General features: G+C 67.5%; 17 protein-coding genes and 1 pseudogene. 4 read left to right on the top strand and 14 right to left on the bottom strand.

The annotated features are described in order from the left end of the window. Nucleotides 1–131: 131 nt before the first annotated feature. The 6 genes from FZ025_RS04830 to FZ025_RS04805 form a co-directional block, all read right to left on the bottom strand. Nucleotides 132–788: a hypothetical protein gene (locus tag FZ025_RS04830; protein ID WP_046980261.1), complete on the bottom strand. Its 657-nt coding sequence runs from the start codon at nt 786–788 to the stop codon at nt 132–134. Between the two features lie 324 nt (nt 789–1,112). Continuing rightward, entirely contained in the window at nt 1,113–2,006 is an 894-nt protein-coding gene (locus FZ025_RS04825) for a transglutaminase-like domain-containing protein (protein ID WP_046980262.1), read from the bottom strand. A 74-nt stretch (nt 2,007–2,080) separates the two neighbouring features. Then, entirely contained in the window at nt 2,081–2,881 is an 801-nt protein-coding gene (locus FZ025_RS04820) for an N-formylglutamate amidohydrolase (RefSeq protein WP_046980263.1), read from the bottom strand. Continuing rightward, entirely contained in the window at nt 2,874–3,425 is a 552-nt protein-coding gene (locus FZ025_RS04815) for an NUDIX hydrolase (RefSeq protein ID WP_046980264.1), read from the bottom strand. The genes FZ025_RS04820 and FZ025_RS04815 overlap by 8 nt, the downstream gene beginning before the upstream one ends. Before the next feature lie 127 nt (nt 3,426–3,552). Continuing rightward, nucleotides 3,553–4,470, bottom strand: coding sequence for a 5'-3' exonuclease (locus tag FZ025_RS04810; protein ID WP_046980265.1), 918 nt, complete (start codon nt 4,468–4,470; stop codon nt 3,553–3,555). Further along, nucleotides 4,467–5,042 carry a nitroreductase family protein gene (locus FZ025_RS04805; protein ID WP_046980266.1) on the bottom strand — a complete coding sequence of 192 codons (576 nt, stop codon included), beginning with the start codon at nt 5,040–5,042 and terminating at the stop codon, nt 4,467–4,469. The genes FZ025_RS04810 and FZ025_RS04805 overlap by 4 nt, the downstream gene beginning before the upstream one ends. Before the next feature lie 155 nt (nt 5,043–5,197). Between FZ025_RS04805 and FZ025_RS04800 the strand changes: the two genes are divergently transcribed. The 4 genes and pseudogenes from FZ025_RS04800 to FZ025_RS04785 all read left to right on the top strand — a co-directional run. Beyond that, nucleotides 5,198–7,438 carry a DUF1631 family protein gene (locus tag FZ025_RS04800; protein ID WP_046980267.1) on the top strand — a complete coding sequence of 747 codons (2,241 nt, stop codon included), beginning with the start codon at nt 5,198–5,200 and terminating at the stop codon, nt 7,436–7,438. Between the two features lie 225 nt (nt 7,439–7,663). Beyond that, entirely contained in the window at nt 7,664–9,988 is a 2,325-nt protein-coding gene (locus FZ025_RS04795; RefSeq protein ID WP_046980268.1) for a DUF1631 domain-containing protein, read from the top strand. A gap of 208 nt (nt 9,989–10,196) precedes the next feature. Continuing rightward, a complete protein-coding gene (locus FZ025_RS04790; RefSeq protein WP_046980269.1) occupies nt 10,197–11,276 on the top strand; it encodes an NAD(P) transhydrogenase subunit alpha in 1,080 nt (359 codons plus the stop codon). Nucleotides 11,277–11,339: 63 nt separating this feature from the next. Then, nucleotides 11,340–12,058: pseudogene (locus tag FZ025_RS04785) on the top strand (transposase); the annotation flags it as partial. A gap of 65 nt (nt 12,059–12,123) precedes the next feature. Here FZ025_RS04785 and azu read toward each other — a convergent pair. The 8 genes from azu to FZ025_RS04745 all read right to left on the bottom strand — a co-directional run bounded on the left by azu (nt 12,124) and on the right by FZ025_RS04745 (nt 20,789). After that, complete coding sequence (azu, locus tag FZ025_RS04780; RefSeq protein WP_046980271.1) at nt 12,124–12,570, bottom strand: azurin; 447 nt, start codon at nt 12,568–12,570, stop codon at nt 12,124–12,126. Nucleotides 12,571–12,646: 76 nt separating this feature from the next. Then, nucleotides 12,647–13,615 (bottom strand): SphA family protein, encoded by a 969-nt coding sequence (locus FZ025_RS04775; protein WP_046980272.1) that lies wholly within the window; start codon nt 13,613–13,615, stop codon nt 12,647–12,649. 304 nt (nt 13,616–13,919) lie between these two features. Further along, nucleotides 13,920–14,768 carry an SDR family oxidoreductase gene (locus FZ025_RS04770; RefSeq protein WP_053057301.1) on the bottom strand — a complete coding sequence of 283 codons (849 nt, stop codon included), beginning with the start codon at nt 14,766–14,768 and terminating at the stop codon, nt 13,920–13,922. Nucleotides 14,769–14,781: 13 nt separating this feature from the next. After that, the gene (locus FZ025_RS04765; RefSeq protein WP_046980273.1) at nt 14,782–16,524 is read right to left on the bottom strand and encodes a CocE/NonD family hydrolase; all 1,743 of its coding nucleotides are present in this window, start codon (nt 16,522–16,524) and stop codon (nt 14,782–14,784) included. Between the two features lie 205 nt (nt 16,525–16,729). Then, the gene (locus FZ025_RS04760) at nt 16,730–18,019 is read right to left on the bottom strand and encodes an MFS transporter (protein ID WP_104557700.1); all 1,290 of its coding nucleotides are present in this window, start codon (nt 18,017–18,019) and stop codon (nt 16,730–16,732) included. 45 nt (nt 18,020–18,064) lie between these two features. Beyond that, nucleotides 18,065–18,559, bottom strand: a complete 495-nt coding sequence (locus FZ025_RS04755) for a c-type cytochrome (protein ID WP_208803741.1) — start codon at nt 18,557–18,559, stop codon at nt 18,065–18,067. Next, nucleotides 18,556–20,172 carry an FAD-binding oxidoreductase gene (locus FZ025_RS04750; protein ID WP_046980275.1) on the bottom strand — a complete coding sequence of 539 codons (1,617 nt, stop codon included), beginning with the start codon at nt 20,170–20,172 and terminating at the stop codon, nt 18,556–18,558. The genes FZ025_RS04755 and FZ025_RS04750 overlap by 4 nt, the downstream gene beginning before the upstream one ends. Beyond that, nucleotides 20,169–20,789 carry a hypothetical protein gene (locus FZ025_RS04745; protein ID WP_104557698.1) on the bottom strand — a complete coding sequence of 207 codons (621 nt, stop codon included), beginning with the start codon at nt 20,787–20,789 and terminating at the stop codon, nt 20,169–20,171. Before FZ025_RS04745 ends, FZ025_RS04750 begins: the two co-directional genes overlap by 4 nt. Between the last annotated feature and the right edge of the window lie 260 nt (nt 20,790–21,049).

Raw genomic sequence — 21,049 nt, 5'->3', positions numbered from 1 at the left:
GTCGCCGCGCACGGCATGCGCGGCGGACGCCCATGCACGCACCGCCGGCCTCGCGCGGGCGGCATTGCGACAGACCGGGAGCATCGGCTCCGCCATTCGCGACGCGGGCATTGCGGGCGCCGTCGCGCGGCTCAGCGCTTGCGGTTTGCGGCGTTCCCGCGGTGGTACACGCGCTCGACCTCGAATACCCCGCCGCGCTGCGATTCGGCATGGCCCTCGGCGCGGATGTGCACCCGCAGGCTGTCCGGATCCTGCGCATCGGCGACATAGCGGTAGGACACGCGGATGCCGTTGCTGGTGCTGATCTCCACCACCATGCCGTCGGCGTTGTCGTGCAGCAGCGCCTGCACGCCGGGTGCGATCTGCACGGGCGCGCCGGACAGCGGCAGCATTACCACCTCGCTGCTGTCGCGGCGCCCGAACACCACCGATTCGCGGGTGCGGTAGAGCAGCAGCGTGTCGCTCAACGGCGCGGCGAAGTCCATCTCCGGCCGCAGCATCTGCAGCGGGCTGCTGGCGCGGCGTGTGCCGGGGCCGCCTGGACCGCCAGGATCGTCATGGCCTCCACCCGGACCCTCGCCGCCAGGCGGTGGTCCGCCGCCTGCCGCGCGTCGCGGCGCCGCGCGTTCGGCGGCTTTCTCGGCCTGCTTGGCGGCTTTCCTGTTGGCTTTGGCGTCGGCCTGCCATTGCGTCGGCGGATCGGTGGCCACTTGTTGCGCGAATGCCGGGACCTGCAGCAGCAGCACCAGCAGCAGAAGAGGTGGACAGCGACGGCGGGCGGGTAGCAAGGCGAGCCTCCAGCAAGCGATGAGACGCGCGATGCTACGTCGCGCCGTTTGCGCGCGCTTGCCGGGGCATGTCGCGGCCAGCCACGCGGTGTGCCGCTTCCTTCTCCTGCGGGACCATGTCCCCCCTTTTTGGGGGAAGCTGCCCCGAAGGGGCGGATGAAGGGACGGACGAAGTCCTGGGAGTTCGCTGCAGTCGGGACTGAAGTCCCTCCCACAAAACACCGGGCCGTCCATCGCCTGGCCCGATGTCCCTGCAGGGGGATCTGGGTGGCTTCGCCCTAGACTCCCGCTGCCGCAAGCGCCCGCATCCGCAGCGAAACCGCGCTAGAGATAAAGCCCTTCGGTGTGCAGCGCGGCGGCCCCGGTGCCGGCGCCGTTGGCTGCGGCGGCAGGACGCGGATCCAGCCGCGCCTGGTCGGTCTCGTCGGTCCACACCACGAACGATTCCAGCGTGTTGTAGCCGAAGGTATTGCTGATCGCCACGTCGGCGGCGTCGCGACCGCGGGCGATCAGCACCCGGCCGATGCGCGGCAGGTTGTGGCGCGCGTCGAAGGTGTACCACTGGCCGTCCAGGAATGCCTCGAACCAGCCGGAGAAATCCATCGGTGCCGCCGAGGCGGGCACGCCGATGTCGCCCAGGTAGCCGGTGCAATAGCGTGCCGGGATGTTCATGCAGCGGCACAGCGCGATCGCCGAGTGGGCGAAGTCGCGGCACACGCCGCGGCCTTCCTGCAGCGCCTGCGCGGCGCTCTTGGTCGGGCGCGCGTGCACGTAGCCGAATTCGATCTGCGCATGCACGTAGTCGCAGATCGCCTGCACCCGCGCCCAGCCGGTCGGCGCGCTGCCGAACAGATCCCAGGCCATGCCGCTGAGCAGGTCGGTCTCGCAGTAGCGGCTGCCGAGCAGGTACATCAAGGTGTGCTCCGGCAGCTCCTGCACTGGCGTCTGCGGCGCGTCGTAGCGGTATTGGTCGGGCAGGCCGCTGTCGCGCACCACCGCGTCGGCGCGCAGGGTCAGCGCGCCGGCCGGGGCCAGCATGCGTGTGCAGCTGTTGCCGTACTGGTCGCGATAGCCGCGCAACGGCACCGCCGGCTCGGTCTGCAGCGCGGTGGCCACGACGATGTCGGTGCGGCGGCTGTCGTGGATGTCGAGCATCGCCAGCACCGGGGTCGGTTGCAGGAAACGGTAGCGGATCTCGTAGCCGAGGCGGATGAGCATGGGAGTGGGTCCGGTGCGTGAAGCTGAGGGGGTCCAGACGCGGACAGCATGCACCGAGAGTGCGCAGCGCGCGCTCAGCCCGGCGTGAAGGTAGCTTGCAACCGATTCAGCATGCAGAGCAAGCGCTGCGCCCACTGCCGCTGCCCGGCCGGGTCGGCGATCAGGTCCTGGCGGATCTCCAGTTCCACATGCGCCAGGCCGCGCGCCTCGGCGTGCACCGGGATCGCGTAGTCGGTGGCATCGCTGACCGAATACGGCTGGTTGTCGCCGACCACCAGTCCCGGCTCGGCGCGCAGTTCGGCCAGCAGCGCGTGGGCAAAGCGCGTGTCGCGCTGGTACAGCACGCCGGCGTGCCAGGGCCGGGCCACCCCCGCCATCGCCGGGGTGAAGCTGTGCATCGCGATCAGGATGGTGGCGATGCCCGCGTCGCGGCGCCGGTCCAGTTCTGCGGCGATGCGCGCGTGGTAGGGCGAGAAGATCGCCTCGGCGCGCGCCGCGCGCGCGGCGGCGTCCAGGCCCTGGTTGCCCGGCACCGCGGTGCCGTCGCTGGCCTCGGCGATCGAACCCGGCGCCGCCAGCGGCCGGTTGCAGTCGATCACCAGCCGCGAATAGGTCTGCACGATCGCCAACGCATCCAGCGCCTGCGCCAGCGCGCGGGTCACCCCGGCGATGCCGATGTCCCAGCCGATGTGCCGGTCCAGTTCGTGCTGCGGCAGGCCGAGGCCGGCCAGCGCCTGCGGCACCTGCTGCCCGGCGTGGTCGGCGATCAGCAGATAGGGCGAGCGGCCCTGCGCCTGGTACACGCGATAGGGCGGCGGATCGCCGGCGCCGAGCAGGGGCGGGCTGGCGTCCGCGCGTGCCGTCGGCTCAGCCACGCGGGGTGCCGTCCAACTGGTGCTCGATCATCCACAGCCCGGCCCACAGCTTGGCGTCCAGCGCGTAGCCCTCGCCCATCTTCTGCACCAGCCAGGCCGCGGCGCAGGTGCGCGGCACCGCGTGCACGGTGATGTCCTCGCTGGCGTCGCCGCCGCCGTCGCCGACCTTGCGCAGGCCGCTGGCACGGACGAAGGCGACCTTCTCGTTGCTGGCGCCGGAGGAGGTCGGGCCGATCATCAGCACTTCGGCGTGGTCGGCGGTCCAGCCGGTCTCTTCCTCCAGTTCGCGCACCGCCGACACCTCGATCGATTCGCCCGCGTCGATGTCGCCGACCAGCCCGGCCGGCATCTCGATGGTGCGCGCCTGCAGCGGCACGCGGAACTGCTCGACGAACAGCACGTCGTCGTCCGGGGTTACCGCCACGATGATCGCGGCCAGGCCGCCGGCGTGCACGCGTTCGGAATACTCCCAGGTCCCGCGCACCACCATGCGCTGGTATTTGCCTTCGTAGACGATGCGGGGCGGAGAATCGTGGCGGGTCATGGGCGGCGTTCGCTCGGTTCGGAAGTAGGGTGAAGCGGCCGCGACAGCGCGCGGCCGGGCTGTGCCGCAGTGTAGTGGCATTGGTGTCGCGGCGATGCGCGCGCGGCGCCGTGCGGTGATGCCGTGCTCAGCCGAGCGGACTGTCCAGCCCCGCCCGCAGCAGCCGGCGCCGGGTCAGCGGGCCGAAGCGCAGCGCTTCGCACAGGCCGTGCAGCATGTCGGCGTCGGCTTGGCCGCGGGCGAAGCCGGGCGCGGCCGAATGCAGCGGCGCATCCAGCGCGATCGTGGCCAGCTGCCGCCACAGCAGCGCCTGTTCGCGCTGTTCGCGCAGGCGCACGGCCATCTGCGCGGCGCCGCGCAGGCGCAGGAACGCGACCTCGTCGATCCGCGCCAGCAGCGTGTCCAGGTCGCCGAAATGCGCCAGCATGATCGCCGCGGACTTGGCGCCGATGCCGGCGACGCCGGGAATGTTGTCGATCGCATCGCCGGTCAGCGCCAGGTAGTCGGCGATCTGGTGCGCATGCACGCCGTGCCGCGCCTTGACCCCGGCTGCGCCCCAGCGCTGGCCGCGGGCGTAGTCCCACTGCTCGTCGAATTCGAGCAGCAGCTGCGACAGGTCCTTGTCGGCGGACACGATCACGCCGTGGAAGCCGGCGCCGCGCACGCTGTGCAGCGCGCTGCCGATCAGGTCGTCGGCCTCGTAGTCGTGGTGCGCCAGCACGCCCAGGCCGAGCGCCGCGCACAGCGCCTTGCAGTGCGCGAACTGGCGCCGCAGCGCGTCCGGGGCCGGCGCACGGTTGGCCTTGTAGGCCGGATACAGGCGATTGCGGAAGCAGCTGTCCAGCGCTTCGTCGAAGGCGATGACGATGTGCTGCGGGCGCTCGCGTTCGAGCAGGTCGAGCAGGAAGCGGGCGAAGCCGTGCACCGCGTTGGTCGGCCAGCCCTGCGCATCCTGGAACTCGTCGGGGATCGAGTGCCAGGCGCGGAACACGTACAGGCTGGCATCGACCAGGTACAGCGGTCGCGTCGGCGTCGCCGCGTTCACGGGGTCCAGTCGCTGAGCAGCTGCTGCGGATCGGGACGCTCGCGCTCCGGCACCTGCAGGCGCGGCGTGCCGATATGGATGAAGCCGGCGATGCGCTCGTTCTCGGCCAGGCCCAACCGCGCCGCCACCGCGGCGTCGTAGGCCATCCAGGCGGTCAGCCACTGCGCGCCGAAGCCATAGGCCTGCGCCGCCTGCAGCAGCGCGAAGCAGACCGAGCCGGCGCTCAGCCATTGTTCGATCTCCGGCACTTTCTCCTCGTGCTGCAGCCGCGCGATCACCGCGATTGCCAGCGGCGCATGCGCGAAGCGCTCGCGATCCTTCTCCACCGCGGCGGGCGGCGCGTCCGGGTCGCGCTGCAGCGTGCGCTCGGCCAGGAACGCGCCCAGCGCCAGGCGCGCCTGGCCGGCGATGCGCAGGAACCGGAACGGCACCAGTTTGCCGTGGTCGGGCACGCGCACCGCCGAGCGCAGCATCGCCAGCAGGGTCGCGTGGTCGGGTCCGGGCTCGCCCAATTGCTTGGACGGCACCGAGCGGCGCTCATCCAGCGCTTGCAGCGAGTGAAGTGTGCGCATAGTCTCGATTCCGTGGGGCGGGTGCCGGATTATAGTCGCGCGCCCGACAGCGGCAGCGGATGCCGCGGTTACACGGAGAGTCAAGTTCCATCCTCGATCTGCCGCTAACTTCCGAATTGACGTCGGTCTTACTTGCGCGTGCGTATCACACTGCCATGACAATCGCCGAATATGCCGAGGAGCCGCTGCCCAGCCGCAATTCGGACCTGCTCGACCAGGTCCGGGACGTGGTGTCGGTGCCGCTTGCCGAAGCGTTCGGTGAGGTGCTGGAGGTGCTCGCCGACGCGCTGTTCCGCATGGCCGAGCGGGCGGGGTCGGCACAGAACGATTATCTCGAGGCGATCCAGTTGCTGCGGCAGCAGCGCGAGCCGATCGCCGCGCGCTTCCGCGGCCACCTGGCGCAGGCCTGGCAGGCGTTGGAGGCGGCCCGCCCGCTGTCGGTGGAGCGCACCCTGGCGCGCGCGCGCGGCGACCTGAGCCTGGTCTCCGAGCAGGAACTGGACGTGCGCCTGGCGGTGCGCAACCTGGCCGGCGCGATCCAGCACCGCTGGCGCCCGGAACTGATGCGGCTCAACCGCTTCCTCGGCTTCATCGCCGGCGGCCAGCGCATCGATGCCGACAACAACCCGTTCGGCCCCGAGCACGTCGGTGCCGCGGTCTATGCTGCGCTGCACGGCCTGGTGCTGGCGCCGCAGGTGCAGTTGGCGATCGTCAAGATCTGCGAGCAGGAACTGCAGGAACGGGTCGGCGAGCTGTACGGCCGGCTGGAACGGCGCCTGGACGAGGTCGCGCTGGCGCGTTCGCTGCCGGTCGGGCGCACGCGCCGCCGCGCCATCCCGCGCAACGGCGCCGGCGACGACGACCCGGCGCCGGACTGGATCAGCCGCTTCTTCCAGACCTGGAATGCCGCCGCGCCGCTGTCGGCCGCGCAGCGCCGCGCCGCATGCGCACTGGACGCGCATGCGCGCGACGACCATGACGTGTTGCCGCCGGCGTTGCGCGCCTTGCTGCACGAGGCGCAGCCGGCAGCGGCGGAGGCGGCCGCCGACACGCGCCGCAGTCTGTCGCCGCGCGAACTGCTGTCGATTCTGTCGCTGCTGCAGACCACGCCGCTGGCCGGCTTCGCCGCGATCGGCGAACACGCCGAAGCGCTGGCGCAGGGGCTGCGCCGGCAGGTGGTGGCGATCGGCGCGTCGCTGGGGCTGGATCCGGCCGCCACCCGCCTGGATCCGGCCGATGCGGACACGCTGGAGCTGGTCGGGCTGCTGTTCGAGGTCATGCTCGACGAATGCGTGCTGCAGCCGGCGCAACGCGAACTGCTCGGGCAGATGCTGGTGCCGCTGGCCAAGGTGGCACTGATCGACAGCCGCCTGTTCGTGCGCGACGGGCATCCGGCGCGGCGCCTGCTCAACCTGCTCGCCGATGCCTGCGACGGCAACGCCGGCGACAGCGCGATCGAGCAGGTGCTGCTGGCGCAGGCGCAGGACGTGGTGGAGCGGGTGCTGCGCGATTTCGACGAACACCTGGCGGTGTTCCTGGCCCTGGAAGCGGAATTTGGCAGCGCCTACGAGCAGTACCGGCGCCGGGTGCAGATCGCCGAGCGCCGCGCGGCCGAGCTGCAGCGCGCCGAGGAGCGCCGCGACAAGGCGCGGCGCCTGGCCGCGCAGGCCGTGCACGAACGCCTGCAGCGCGGCGCGGACGGCACGGCGTCGCCGGCGCCGATCGAGACCTTCCTGCGCCAGCCCTGGTGCCAGTACCTGCAACAGTCGGCGCTGCGCGACGACGGCCATGGCGCGGCGGTAAGCGCGGCGCTGGCGCTCGGCGACGCGGTGCTGGCGCAATGCCGTCAGGCGCAGACCGGCGGTGGCGTGCCGGCCGGCGGCTGGCTGCAGCCGCAGCGCGCCGAGCTGCTGCGGCTGTGGACCAGCGTCGGCCTGGATGCGGCCGCCGCCGAGGCCGCCTGGCTGGGCCTGCACGCGGCCCTGGACGATCTGGCGCATGCGCGCCCGGTGCAGACCGTGGCGCCCGCACCGGTGGCCGTCGCGCCCGAGGCGCCGGCGGCCGAGGCGGTGCCGGCGCTGCCGGAGCCGGCGCAGGCGAGCGATTTCGACCATGTCACCGCCGAGTATTTCCGCACCCTGGCAATGGGCACCTGGCTGGATTTCGTCGATCGCGAAGGGCGCGTGCAACCGGGCAAGCTGTCCTGGGTCAGCCCGATCTCGTCGCGGCTGATGTTCGTCAACCGCCGCGGCGGCCGCTTGTGCGTCGCCTCGCCGGAAGCACTGGCGATGATGGTGCAACTGGATCGCTTGCGCCTGCATCGCGACGACGATGCGTTCTACAGCGCGATGCAGGGCGCGGTGGACCGGCTGGAGCGGGTCGCGGTCGCGGCCTGAACCATACGGCGCCAGGTGCGGGTTCGCACCGCGGCGCAGCCTACGTTACGCAAGGACCGCCTAGGATGAGGCATGAGGTCACACTCCGGAGCTTGAAATGCGAGGTACATCACAGTTGACGTTCAGGTCCCTTGCCTACCATGCAGAGGCGGAAACAGGGGCTGTGTCCGTTCGACTTCCTTCTACTCTTTCCCTTGCGCTGCTCCCGGCGCGGAGCCTTCGCGCATGAGTGTCAGCCCCAGCTCGCCGCACGCACATCCCGCGCGCGACCCGCATCTGCTGATGCAGGCGCGCGACGGCATGCTGCCGGTGCTGGGGCAGGCGTTCGCCGCCGCACTGGCGCATTTCGACGACGTGCTGTTCGACCGCGCCGAAAGCGCCGGCGCCTCGCAGTTGCTGTTCCTGGACGGCATGCGCGAGCTGCGCCGCCGCCGCGACGAGATCGCGGCGCGCTTCCGTGCGCAGCTGGACCAGGCCTGGCAGGCGCTGGACGCCGGCACGCCGCTGTCGGCCGAAGTGGCGCTGGCCGGCTACGGCCAGGGCCTGAGCCTGGTCTCCGAAAGCGAACTGGAATCGCGGCTGGCGGTGCGCAACCTGGCCAGCGTGCTGCTGCGCGAATGGAAGCCGGTGCTCAATCGCATCGACCGCCGCCTGGGCTGGATCGCTGGCGGCCTGGAACTGGACGCCGACACCAATCCGGTCGGCCCCGAGCACATCGGCGTCGCGGTGCATGCCGCGTTCTCCACCAGCGACCTGGCCCCGGAAGTGCGGCTGGTGCTGATCAAGCTGTGCGAGCGCGATCTCACCGCCGGCATCGGCAAGCTCTACCAGGAGCTGGACGACAGTCTGGCGCGGGCCGGGGTGATGCCGGAGATCTCGCGGCCACGACCGCCGCCGCGGCGTGCGCCGGCACCGGAAGAACGCCAGGCACGCGCTGAGCATCATGCCGGTTTCGGCGAGGACGGCGGCGTTGCCGGCGGGGCGGGCGAGTCCGACGAGCACTACACGCCGGCCTGGGCCAGCCGCTTCGTCGACCGCTGGGCCGAGAGCCGCGGTCGCCTGCAGTCCGCCGAGGGCTACGCCGAGGCCGGCGCCAACCTGCCCGGCGGCAGCCAGGGCGTGTTGCTGGAGGCGCTGCACGAACTGCTGCAGCAGACCCGCAGCGTGCGCGAGAGCGCCACCTCCGCGGCGAGCGCCGCGGTCGGCCAGCAGCGCTCGTTGAGCCAGCGCGAGATGATCTCGGTGCTGTCGCTGCTGCAGGCCACGCCCAGCGCCACGCTGCGTGCGGCGATCGGCGACGACGGCGAATCGCTGGCACAGCGGCTGAAGAGCGAGGTGCTGTCCAATGCCACCCAGTTCGGCGTGGATCCGGCGCATGCGCGGCTGGATCCGGTCGACGAGGACGCGATCGACCTGGTCGGCATGCTGTTCGACGTGATGCTCGACGAGCGCGACCTGGAGGGGCGCTCGCGCGAGCTGATCGGGCGCCTGGTGGTGCCGTTCGTCAAGGTCGCGCTGCTGGACCGGCGCATGTTCGTGCAGAAGACCCACCCGGCGCGGCGCCTGCTCAACTCGCTGGCCGAGGCCTGCGAAGGCAATAACGGCGAAAGCCCGGCCGAGCGCGTGCTGATGGGCAAGGTCGAGGAGATCATCGAGCGGCTGGTCGCCGAGTTCAACGAGAACCTGGCGATCTTCCTGACCCTGGAAGAGGAATTCCGCGATTTCCTGGCCCAGCACCGGCGCCGCATCGAGATCGCCGAGCGCCGCGCCGCCGAGACCCAGCGCGGCCAGGAAAAGCTGGAACTGGCCCGGCAGCGCGCCGAGGCCGAGCTGCAGGTGCGGCTGCAGGGCGTGCAGCTGCCGCAGGCGCTGGACGACTTCCTGCGCCTGCCGTGGCAGCACCATCTGACCATGGCGGTGCTGCGCGAGGGCGAGGACGGCGCTGGCGTGTGCGATGCGCTGGCGCTGGCCGACGGCCTGCTCGAGGAAGCGGCCGAGGCGCGGCGGCACATCGTCGGCAAGCCCTGGCTGCAGGCCTGGCAGGGGCCGCTGAACAAGGTCTTCGCCAGCGTCGGCCTGCATGCCGAGGCGGCCGCCGCGGCGATCAACGTGCTGCACGACACGCTGCAGGCGGTCGCCGAACTGCGCCCGGAACTGGAACGCCCGCTGCCGCAACTGCCGCAGGTGGCGCTGCCGCAGCCGCCGGCGCAGGAGGCGCAGCCGGTGGAGGTCACCGCGGCGGAGACGGTCGAGGACTACGACAACGCCGACGCCGACCGCTTCCGCGCGATGCCGATCGGCACCTGGCTGGATTTCATCGACCGCGACGGCAAGGTCCAGACCGGCAAGCTGTCGTGGGTGAGCCCGATCTCGGCGCGGCTGCTGTTCGTCAACCGCCGCGGCGTACGCTTCTGCGTGGCCTCGCCGGAAGAACTGGCGGTGATGGTGCGGCTGGGCCGGCTGCGCAGCCACATCAACGACGGCGCCTTCGACAGCGCGATGCAGGGCGTCATCGACCGGCTCGATCCGCACAACGCGACCTTGCACTAGGCGCGTCATCGATTTCCGAGCAGGTCGCGTTGGGTCTGTCAGGTGGGAGTCGCGACGGCATTACCGAGAACGCCTGTCGCGAGTGAAGTCGCACACAAGTGGCTTCCTGCATCGGCAGCGCGACCGGCCAGGACGACCGGCGCTGCCATCGCCGCGCGGACCCTGTAGCATCGGCGACGACTACGGCGGGTAACGGATGGGGAATCGCATGGCAGTGCAGGTGCTGGTGGTAAAGGAAACGGCGCACGGCGAACGCCGCGTGGCGGCAACGCCGGAGACGGTGAAGAAGCTGGTCGCGCTCGGCGCGCAGGTGCATGTCGAACCCGGTGCCGGCGTCGCGGCCGGCTTCGTCGATGCGGCCTATCTCGCGGCCGGCGCGCAACTCGCCGATGCCGCGACCCCGGCGCAGGCCGATCTGGTGCTGTGCGTGCAGCCGTTGCCGGTCGCCGCGCTGAGCCAGCTCAAGCCCGCCGCGGGCGTGGTCGGCATCCTGCAGCCGCAGGCCGATCCGGCGCGCGCCGAGGCGATGCAGGCGCGGCAGTTGCTCGCCTTCCCGCTGGAGCGGCTGCCGCGCACCACCCGCGCCCAGGCGATGGACGTGCTCAGCTCGCAGGCCGGCATGGCCGGCTACAAGGCCACCCTGATCGCCGCGCAGCTGGCGCCGCGCTTCTTCCCGATGCTGACCACCGCCGCCGGCACCATCCGCCCGTCCAAGGTGCTGATCGTCGGCGCCGGAGTGGCTGGCCTGCAGGCCATCGCCACCGCCAAGCGCCTGGGCGCGCAGGTCGAGGGCTTCGACGTGCGCCCGGAGACGCGCGAGCAGATCGAATCGCTGGGCGGCAAGTTCCTCGACCTGGGGGTCAGCGCCACGGGCGAGGGCGGCTATGCGCGGCAGCTGACCGACGAGGAGCGCGCTGAGCAGCAGCGGCGCCTGGCCGAGCACCTGAAAGGCATCGACGTGGTGGTGTGCACCGCCGCGGTGCCCGGGCGGCCGGCGCCGAAGATCCTCAGCGCGGCGATGGTCGAGGGCATGAAGCCGGGCAGCGTGGTGGTGGACCTGGCCGCCGAGACCGGCGGCAACTGCGAACTGACCCGCCCCGGCGAGACCATCGAGCACGCCGGCGTGGTCGTCGCCGGCCCGCTCGACCTGGCCAGCATGGGCGCCGTGCACGCCAGCGAGATGTACGCGCGCAACGTCTACAACTTCGTCGCGCTGTTCCTGAAGGACGGTGCAATCGGCTACGACTGGGACGACGAGCTGCTGGCCAAGACGCGCTGGAACGGCTGAGCGGTGTCGTCGGCCGCGCGCCCCGGCTTTCCCGCAGGCTCCTTCGTTTGAGAAGAGGGCGCCATGACGAGGACGTCCCCGAAGTTCACCCCCGAGGTCATCGAGCGTGCGGTGCGCCTGGTGTTCGAGGCCAAGGATCAGTACCCGTCGCAGTGGGCGGCGAGCGCATCCATCGCCGGCAAGATCGGCTGTAGCAGCGAACGCTGCGGCGCTGGGTCCGCCAAGATGCGTGTGACCGCGGCGTACGCGCCGGAGCGACGACGGATGAGCAGCAGCGCATCAAGGAAATCGCACGCGAGGTGCGCGAGCTGCGCCGCACCAACCCGATCCTGACGCTGGCCAGCGCGTATTTCGCCCAGGTGGAGCGCGGCCGCCACGGCAGGCGGCGCGGCCGAACCCGTTGTGGGTCGGCGACTTCCCCTATGTCAGCACCTGGCAGGGCGTCGTGTCCGGCGCCTTCGTCATCGACGTGTCCGCGCGCCGCATCGTCGGCTGGCGCGTGAGCCGTTCGATGAAGGCCGACGTCGTGCTCGATGCGCCGGAGCAGGCGCTGTACGCCCGCGCCGGGCAGCGGGAGGGCGCGCTACTCCATCGCTCCGACCGCGGCAGCCAGCCTGCATGTCTCGATCCGTTACCGCGAGCGCCTGGCCGAAGCCGGCATCGAACCCTCCGTCGGCAGCGTCGGCGATGCTTACGACAACGCCTTGGCCGAAATCATCAACGGGTTGTACAAGGCCGAACTGATCCACCGGCGTGCGCGATGGGAAACCCACGCAGCCCTGGCATAGGGAAGGTTATTCGCCATCGTGTCCTGGCGGCCGATTCGACCGCCACCTTAATCAAACTCCTACTTCAGGTCCACGCTGCCTTTCATCATGCTGAAATGGCCTGGGAACGAGCAGAAGAAGCCGTATTTTTCGCCCGGGGAAAGTTTCGAGACGGGAAATGTCACCGAATCCGACTCTTTCGGGCCGATGATTTTGGTATGGGCGATGATGCGCGCGTCGCCATCTTTCAGGTAATTCTTGCCAAGACCAGCGCCCGTGCCGTCGGTGGCGATCGACTGTATGTCGGCCTCTTTACTCAGCACCCAGTTATGACCCATGACGTTCCGCGGCAATTTGCCGGAGTGGGTGAGGGTGACAGTGAAGGTCTTGCAGGCCTTTGGGATATCGATGTGCTTGGTATTGAAGGACATCTGGTCATTGGAGTCGACAGTAGCCTTGCATTCCGCCGCCATCGATGTATTGAATGCCATAAAAAGTACGGAAGCGGCAATGAGATTACGAATCATGTTTATTGTCCTGCTAATAATTTTATTTGAATGGAGTTTGGGTGAGGCCAACGCGTTGGCCTCGGTACCGTGAAGCTCAGAACAATTTCGTACCTATTCTAAGAATGAGAATGTTGGAGGAAGCGATGTTCTCGCCGCCAGCAGCGAAATACCCTTTCAGCGTGACGTTCCATGGGCGGCCCCTCGCCATATAGTCATAAGATACCACTGGCCCCAGTTGCAGTAGCCGGCCCCGATTGCCGCCATTGGGTACCTTCACTCCTGCGTTCTCGTCGTCTTCGATCTGAACATAGCCGGTGCCGGTGACCCCGAACTGCCACTGCCTGACACGTTGGCTGACCGAGAAATCGGCGCTGACCAGATCCCCACTCTGGTAGTTGGTATCGTCGTTGCGGCTGTAGTGGTTGTAGAACATGCGCACGCTGAACTCGGTGGCGTCCCCAAGCGTTTCACCGAAGATGCTGGGACTGGTATAGGTAAGTGCGACATTCGGTGCCGTGTCATAGACATTGCTGCCGTTGTTGACCGCTTTGGAGGATTTGTAGACGCCATTCGGAAAACTCACGCCCAGCCCGAACAGCACCTGCAGGCCATACGGAATATGCGGATCGCGTTGCGCCTCGGGTCCCTTGCTCGGGAAAAGACGCGACCACACCAGCAGGTCCGCATACGTATCGCCCATGCCTCTCGAACAGGTTTCTCGACCCGACTTGAGGCCAAAGCAGGTCTTGCCGCCGGAGACGAAGACGCTTGAGGCAAGGGATCCGCCGAATACTTCAACGGGGTAGACGGCCAGAAGTCCGCCACCGCCAACCATGAAGTCGCCGGTGGCAGCGTAGTCTTGGTCCGACCCTAGAAACTCCTTGAATCGGCCTCTGATACCCACGCCGGCCGCATAGAGCCCAGGCGGGGGCAGCCAGGCCTGCCGAATGTCGGTGCCGCCGATCGGCCCGGCAGCTTTGATGCCTTCGCCAGCCCACGCGGCGCATGGAAACAAGGCTTGCGCCATGGTCAGCGAGAAAGCGAGTCGTTTGAATGTGTTCATGGTGTTCCTCCCCCAGTTGGAATCGATGGCTCGTCCACACACCAGCCGCTTGCGCTAGCGCTTCTATTGTCTTGATCGTCCTTCTGCCATCGGCCGAATAGCAGCACGGTGGCAGTGGCAACGATCGCTGCGACGATTCAGAGCTAAAGGCTCGTCGCAGCGCTGCGCTGATGCGCGGCAGGCACGATGTACATACAACGGTGTTGCTGCGTTGGGGGGCGCAGCATCGGGATGACCCGATGCTGCGGAACTGCGCTGCGTGGCGTGCGCCCGATGGCTACGGACGCACACCGTGCCTGGTTGCCTAGGCGCGGGTCTCTGTCCGGCCGCTGGCGTTGATGGAGATAGAGGCGGCGATCCCCTCCAGGATCTCGGCGTGGCGCCTTTCTTGCTCTTCCCTCGACAGCTCGGGATGCGTGAAGATGTGGCGCACACCGGCTTGCGCACCGGCCAAGATGATTTCCGCTGCGCGGTCGGGGGAAAGTCCCTGCGTCGTGTCGAGACCGGAGACGCCTTGGGATTTGACGCCGCCATCCGGGCGCAACCTGGCCGCATTGGAGCCGATGTTGGTGTCGATCAGCCCGGGGTAGACCACCGAGACGCCGATCGGAGCATCGCCGATATCGTCCCGCATGCTCTGGGCCATCATGCTGACAGCCGATTTGGTCGCTGCGTAGAAACCGATGTGCCAGCCCGGAGCGGCGATGAGCGCTGCGACCGATGCGGTGCAGACGATGTGCCCTGGCTTGCCGTGAGCGAGCATCGACGGGAGCAGCGAGCGCACCGTGTAGAAGGCGCCCAGCGAATTTACGCCGAACACCCACTGAATCTCCTTCGGCGTCGCCTTGGTGAAGGGCACGCCGGCGAAGCCGACGCCGGCGTTGGCGCAGACGAAATGGATCTCGCCATGGGCGGCGAGCGCCTCGGTCGAAGCACGCTCGACCTGGTCCCATTGCGACACGTCGGTCACATGGGTGGTGACCTTCGGCGCGCCCGCGGCGAGCGCCAGGTGCTCGCTCTCTGCGAGTCCCTCCTTCGAAACATCGACCAGCGCCAGCGCGGCGCCACGCCTGGCATAGGCAAGAGCGAGTCCGCGACCGATGCCGCTTCCCGCTCCGGTGATGTATGCGACCTTACCTTGATAATCAGTCATGCTCGACTCCAATTCAGCTGCGATGCGGGGAAAAGGCAGCGCCAAGCTGATCCGCGGTGCCAAGCACGCGGAATTCGAGCACTGCTCCTGTTTCGGATCCCAATTCCAGCACATGGATGCCGGACGGGACGGTCTCGACGAGCCAGGGATCGACCCCGGCGCCGCCATTGGCGGTAAACTCGGGATAGTCGCTGCCGAACACGTGCAGCAGCAGGCGGTGTCCCGTTTTCAGAACGTAGGCGGTATGGGTGAGATCGACGGAGAACGGCAGGAGACCTCGGCTCACTGCCGCGTCGTCATCGATCCGCTCGGTGGGATCGAGATCAAGACGGACCTGGCCGCGCAGGATGAGATGCGCCTTGCCATCGGGGCCGAGATCGAGCAAACGCGCGAAGACATCGACGCTGTCGAGCGTCGAGGCGACGCGTCCGCTCAGGGTGACCTGCCCCGCGAGCGTGACGTCCGTCGCTACCGAAGCGCCGACGAAGCTCAGGATGTCGGCGCGCTCGCCGAGCGGCGCCATGTCCGGCCAAACCATGAGCAATGCCTTGGCGGCAGGTCCAGCAGGCGGACCGCCAGTCGAAACCGACGGCACGAGATCACCGCCATCGTGCGTCCAGCGCGCGAGCGTTCGGGACGGCGGAAACTCCTGCAGTGTCCCTTTCCCGGCGGCCGTCGCGTGCGGGTACAGCCGCACCGGTTGGCTGGGTGCCGGTGGCCAGGCGGTAGCCGTCTGCCAGTCGCCGTGGCAGATCTCGTAGGAAACCGGAGCGACGCCTTCGCCAAAGCCTTTGAGGTGCTTGTTGAAGAACGGCAGATAGGGGTCGACGATCCGGCGAAGCCGCCTGTGGCGCGCCTTCTGATTCTGCTCGAGACTGTGATTGTCCTCCGGCCCGAATGGCGCCTGGTCGAGGCTGTAACCTTCGTGATCGATTGCCTCGAGGCGCAGGAACACCTTCCCGGCCCAGGAAGGCGCGCGCGCGAGAGTGTTGACGTCGCGCCACGTCCAGTGCGAGGCGAAGTCGTAATAGCCGATAGTGAAGAGGGTCGGGATCGGGTTCGCGATCAGCGTCGCGGGCTTCAGCGGGCGATCCAGGAAGGTCTTCTCGAACGAAGCCCTGAAATCGGCGGAGTCCTTGCCGAGCTCCTTGAAGAGATCGTCGAACAGATGAACCCAGGGCCTGGTCCAGTTCAGATCGGAAAAATAGAGATGATCGTCGAGATAGGCCGCGCCGTAATACCAGCGGTTGACCACATGTTCGACATCCCGCGATCCGTCGCGGTGCGTCAGCGGCATGCCGAGATGCGAACCGGTCATCCGCGGTGTGATGCACTTGAGGGCCGGATGTGCCGAACTCAAGGCGGCAAGCTGGGTGAAGCCGAAGTAGGACGTTCCCCACATGCCGACAGAACCATTGCTCCAGGGTTGCCTGGTTATCCACTCGATCGTGTCGTAGCCGTCCTCGGCCTCATGGATCATGAACTCCGGGGTACCACCCGAGCCGAATTTGCCACGAACATCCTGGATCAGCACGACGTAGCCGTGGGCTGCGAAGGTCCGCGCGATTTCCGGATAGGTCCAGCTCTTGCCCGCCTTGTCGTAGGGCGTCCGGATCAGGATCGTCGGCGATGGAAGGTTCGGCTCGGCGTCGGCCGCATAAAGATCGGCCGCCAGCTCGATCCCGTCGCGCATTCGCACTTTGACCAGTTGCGCGTCTGCCGGCGTGGGCGCTGCATCGATTCGAAGGTACTGCATACGGGGACCTTGTGTGTTGGGGGCTGGAAAGCGTACAAGCCGGTCATGAGCGCTGTCGTTGCAACGCCAGTCGGTGTCGTGTGCCCGACTGAGCGTCTGCCGGCTACGGTCTCCACGACGGGTGACGGATCTGTCCGCAGGCGCTAGACAATCGGCTAGCCTTGGCGCAGGCGCTTCGCTTCATCGTGGGCGGAAGCTTGCTTCCCTATCGTCGGGCGGTGGCTTTGCCGTTTGGGCTAGACGCGTCGCTGTTGAGCAATCCCGACAGATTCAGGATGAGAATCGGTACGATCATGCACAGGATCGCCACGAGGCTCGGTCCGAACTGCGCGGTGTTCGCATATACGGCGAACATCAGTGGCGGACCGACAAGCAAGCCCAGACTGTTCAACTGATTGATGACGGCATTGGTTTGGCCGAGCGCAACCGGGCTTTCTGTGACCATGGGCGTGGGCGCCAGCGTCACCAGCGCGCTGCCGGCGCATCCGCACAACAGCAGAACTGCGAGATAGGACGCCGAATTGGCATGCAGACCGAGGGCCGGGACGAAGACGAGCACGCCGGCCGGGATGCTGAGTGCGATCGAAAGCAGGCCGATCCTGCTGCCACGCACGCCGCGACTCAGCAGGATGCTGGCCAGCAGGTTGCCGGATATTCCGATGATCTGGCCGATCGAGCTGATGCCTGCGGCTGTGCCAATCGAGAGCGCATAGGTTTGCGTCAGGTAGGTCGGCAGCAGCGCAGTGCTGCCCAGCTGCACGATGCTGAGTATGGCGATAACCATGCCCAGCCAGATCGGCGGCATGCGGCGATACGCGGAAAGCACGCCGTTGGCGGCATGAGCGTTGTCTTGCCCCGCAACCGCCTTGGGGAAGAACACGCAACCCGCCAGAGCGATCGCCATGATCACGGCGTGGCTCCAGAACACGCTTCGCCACCCCAGCGCCACGATCTGTGCCGATAGTGCCGCAGACACGCCAATGCCGAGCGGAATGCAGGCGATGAACAGCGCCGCGGCGCCGGAGCGACGCGCGCCGTCGTTGGTTTTCATCAACAGCGTCATGGCCGAATTCACGATCAGGAAAAAGGCCAGGCCTTCGATGATGCGCCCCAGCATGAGCAGCACGAAGCTCGTGGCCGTTGCGCCGACCGAAGAGCCGATGACCTCGAAGACGATGCCGGCGGCCAGCATCGCCTTGTCGCCGAAACGAACGCCGACCCGCCCGGCAAACGGCGCGACCAGGATGCCCACGGCCATGACGATCGAGATCAGCCATGAGGACTGCGAGGGGCTTGTGCCAAGATCCGCATCGATCGATCCGATGAGCGGTATGGCCTTGCCCACGGCGGCGGCGGCTAGGCCGGCGTAGAGGCAGATGAGTATGTTCGAACTCCGGCTTCCGGCACGCATGCTCAGGCTCCTCCTCGGTTCGATGGCGGTCGTTGTGCGCGGGCGGACGGTCCGCGGCGCGTGCTGTTGCGATGGGATGCTCATCTATGCGTTCCTGCGGGCGGGAGGTGCCGACGTCGTTCTGTCGCGCTACTTGTTGTTGCGGGTGAGATAGGCCGACAGTGCCTGCAGATCCTCATCGCTCACCTCTGTTTTGCGGAACGCCGGCATCAGCGATATGCCGTTGCGCACGAAATAGGCGATGACTTCCGGGGGCAAGTCGGTGCGTTCTTCGAGCAACGCCGGGACCGCGCCTTTGCTGCGGGCATAGAGCGCCTCGGTGCCGGGCTTGCGCGGGTTGATCTGGCCGCTGAAGAAGTCGCGGCCACCGTCTCCGCGGCCATGGCAGGCCGCGCAGTTGTATTGGAAGACGTCGTAGCCGCGCTGCACCAGCGCCGAACCGCTGGGGCGAGGCATCGGCGCGTTCGGGTCCGCTTGCGTGGCGGCATGGTCGGGCGGGGTGGTGGCGGTGGCGGTGGCCGCGGCCGGTGGTTGGCTGGTCTGAGCGCATGCGCTGGCAAGCGTCAGCGTGGCAAGAATGGTAGCCAGGGCGGCCATGCGGCCTCCCAACTCGTGGAGGCTCATTGGCGGTTCCCCCTGAAGCGCTTGGGCCAGATGCCGCAGCGGCCGGGCGCGAAGATCCCGTTCGGATCGACGGCGTCCTTCATCGTCTCGACAAACTTGCGCAACGCATGGTCGTTGAAGGAATAGACGTCGGAGACGACGTCATGGAACATCGGCGGCGCCCGGTACTCGCCATAGCCTGCATCCGCTGCGGCCCTGATGTAGTGCTCGAAGAGTTGCCGGGAGCGCTTGTTGAGTTCCGGGTCGCTCTTCGAGATCGGCAGAAAATTGATCAGGATGAACGTGTAGGGCATCCAGGGACAGGGTGGACTGAAGGGCGAAAACACCGGCTGTGCACCGACTTTCCGGGATGCTTCGGCGAAGACCTTGTGCGCCTCGAACAGGGCTTCGCCGGTCTTGGGGACGACCGAGGCGAACCACAAATGGCCATCGGGTGGAATCGGATTGTGCTCGCTGCGGCCGGTGAAGATATCGAGGTTGGGAATGCCGAGCGCCACCTTGTGCGGGAAGCCACGGCGTTCCCTGTCGGCCATCGGGAAGCTGACGTCGTAGAGGATCTCGGCCTTGGAGCCGGGAATCTTGCTGGTAATCTGCCGCGCGGCGACATTCCAGGCCGCCTGCACGACTTCTTTCGGACCGTAAAACGGCAGCTCGACGTGCCAGTAGTGCAGGTTCCGGTCGGACGCGAGTTTGTTGAGGTCGGCATCCGTGACGTTCGGATCGTTTGCGATTTTCGCGACCGCGGGATCCGCGAAACTGATGGGCAGCAGCGGGCTGCTATAGAACGGAGCGCCGAGCCCGTTCATATGTTCGAGTACGTTGACCATGTCGACGAGCGGGATCAGGTCCTGCCGGCGCGGCACGGTGATGGTGCCGGCGAGGAAATGCTCAGGCTCCGGCATCAGGCGGAAGCCCATCTTGGTCACGATGCCGAAATTGCCCTGGCCGAACAGGCCATCGACCCACGGTCCGAAGCCGTAGCGGAATTCACCCCAGGTCTTGGAGTTCGGCAGCGCGCCCATGCCGGTGCGCATGATCTCGCCGTTCGGCAGGACAACTTCCATGCCCGAATGGCTGCCGAAATGATCGCGGTAGTGGCCAAGCGTATAGCCGACGCCGTGATCGAGCGCGTTGCCGACCAGGCTGCCCCAGCCCGGATCGGGGCAGTCGATCATCACCTTGAGATTGCGCTCGCGGATATATTGATAGAGATCGAAATACGAGACCCCCGGTTCGACGATCGCGAAATGCCGGCGATCATCGACCTCGATGATCTTGTTCATCCGCTTCAGATCGACCACGACCGTACCGGTCATGTTCGGAGCCGAGCCGCCATAGCCGAGGTTCTTGCCGGTCGAGATCGGGTAGAGCGGAATCTTGTATTGATTGGCGATCTGGACGATCTGCTGGACTTGTTCGGCGGTCGCCGGCGCCAGGGCGGCCGAGGGCAGGCGCTCGTCGGGCTCGCCCCACGCCGGGGAATAGGCGTCGCGGTAGAGCAGGACGTCGCTTTCTTCGCGATAGACCCATTCTGGTCCAAGCACGGACGCAAACTTGTCCAGGGCGGTGGCGAACGCGGTAGCGCTCACCTGGGGTGGAAGCGGTAGCGTCATGAGAATGATCCGAATGACTGAGCCCACGGCGTGGGGCGATCGACAGGCACGATGGCCCATGAGACAAGCGTGTCGCGTTCCCGTGCATTCGCGCCGGGACCGTCGAGGAACGATGAGGCTACGGGCTGGGCCTGCCGGGCACACGCAATTGCAAGTTGGGCCGAACGCGTCGGCCAGTCATCGCCCGCAAGCAGCGCATCTGCCGCCGCCACGAGGGGCGGCGCGGCATGGATCTCATGGCGGCAGACGCCCGCGACGGACGCATGCCGGGTCATCAGCACGATCTTGTTGATTCTGGGATCCCCCAACTGCGCAAGGCAGAACAGCGCGCTGTGGGTCGTCATGCCGGCGATCGCGAAGCCTTTGCCCGGTGCGGCGCGTTCGATGTTGTCGACCCAGAAGTCGTTGAGATCGGCCTTGAACGAATGGACGCGCTCGCCGAGACGCGCGGCGGCCGCTCCAAATGCCAGGCACTGGTGGAAACGTGCATCGACGAGCACGCTGTGGAAGCGGCGTCGGTTCGCCTGCGACTCGGCGATGATCATAGGGACCGACCCGATGATCGCCGCCGTGCTCGTCGCGAGTACACCTTGGATGAATGCTCTACGGGTCGCCATGGTGCGGATCCTTCTCTAGCGAACGAACTTGCGGCTCGCGCGGTGGATTCGGTTGGTCTTTTTTGAGGAGGTCGGAACTGTACGTACGTACGACAATGCAAGCGCACCATAAAGTTGCGGAAGCGCTTCGTCAATGGGTTTTTTGGCGTTCGTCAAACTTTTTTCGTGGTGCAGTGCAGCACTTGCGGGCGCTGGGACTACCTCGTTCTGAAGGCGTCTGACCGATTGCCGCTGATCGATTGTTTACGAAGCGGACGGTA

It is taken from the genome of Xanthomonas hyacinthi (assembly GCF_009769165.1).
Lineage (GTDB): Bacteria > Pseudomonadota > Gammaproteobacteria > Xanthomonadales > Xanthomonadaceae > Xanthomonas_A > Xanthomonas_A hyacinthi.
The sequence above is the reverse complement of the archived record's forward strand: the minus strand, read 5'-3'. Positions and strand labels throughout refer to the sequence as shown.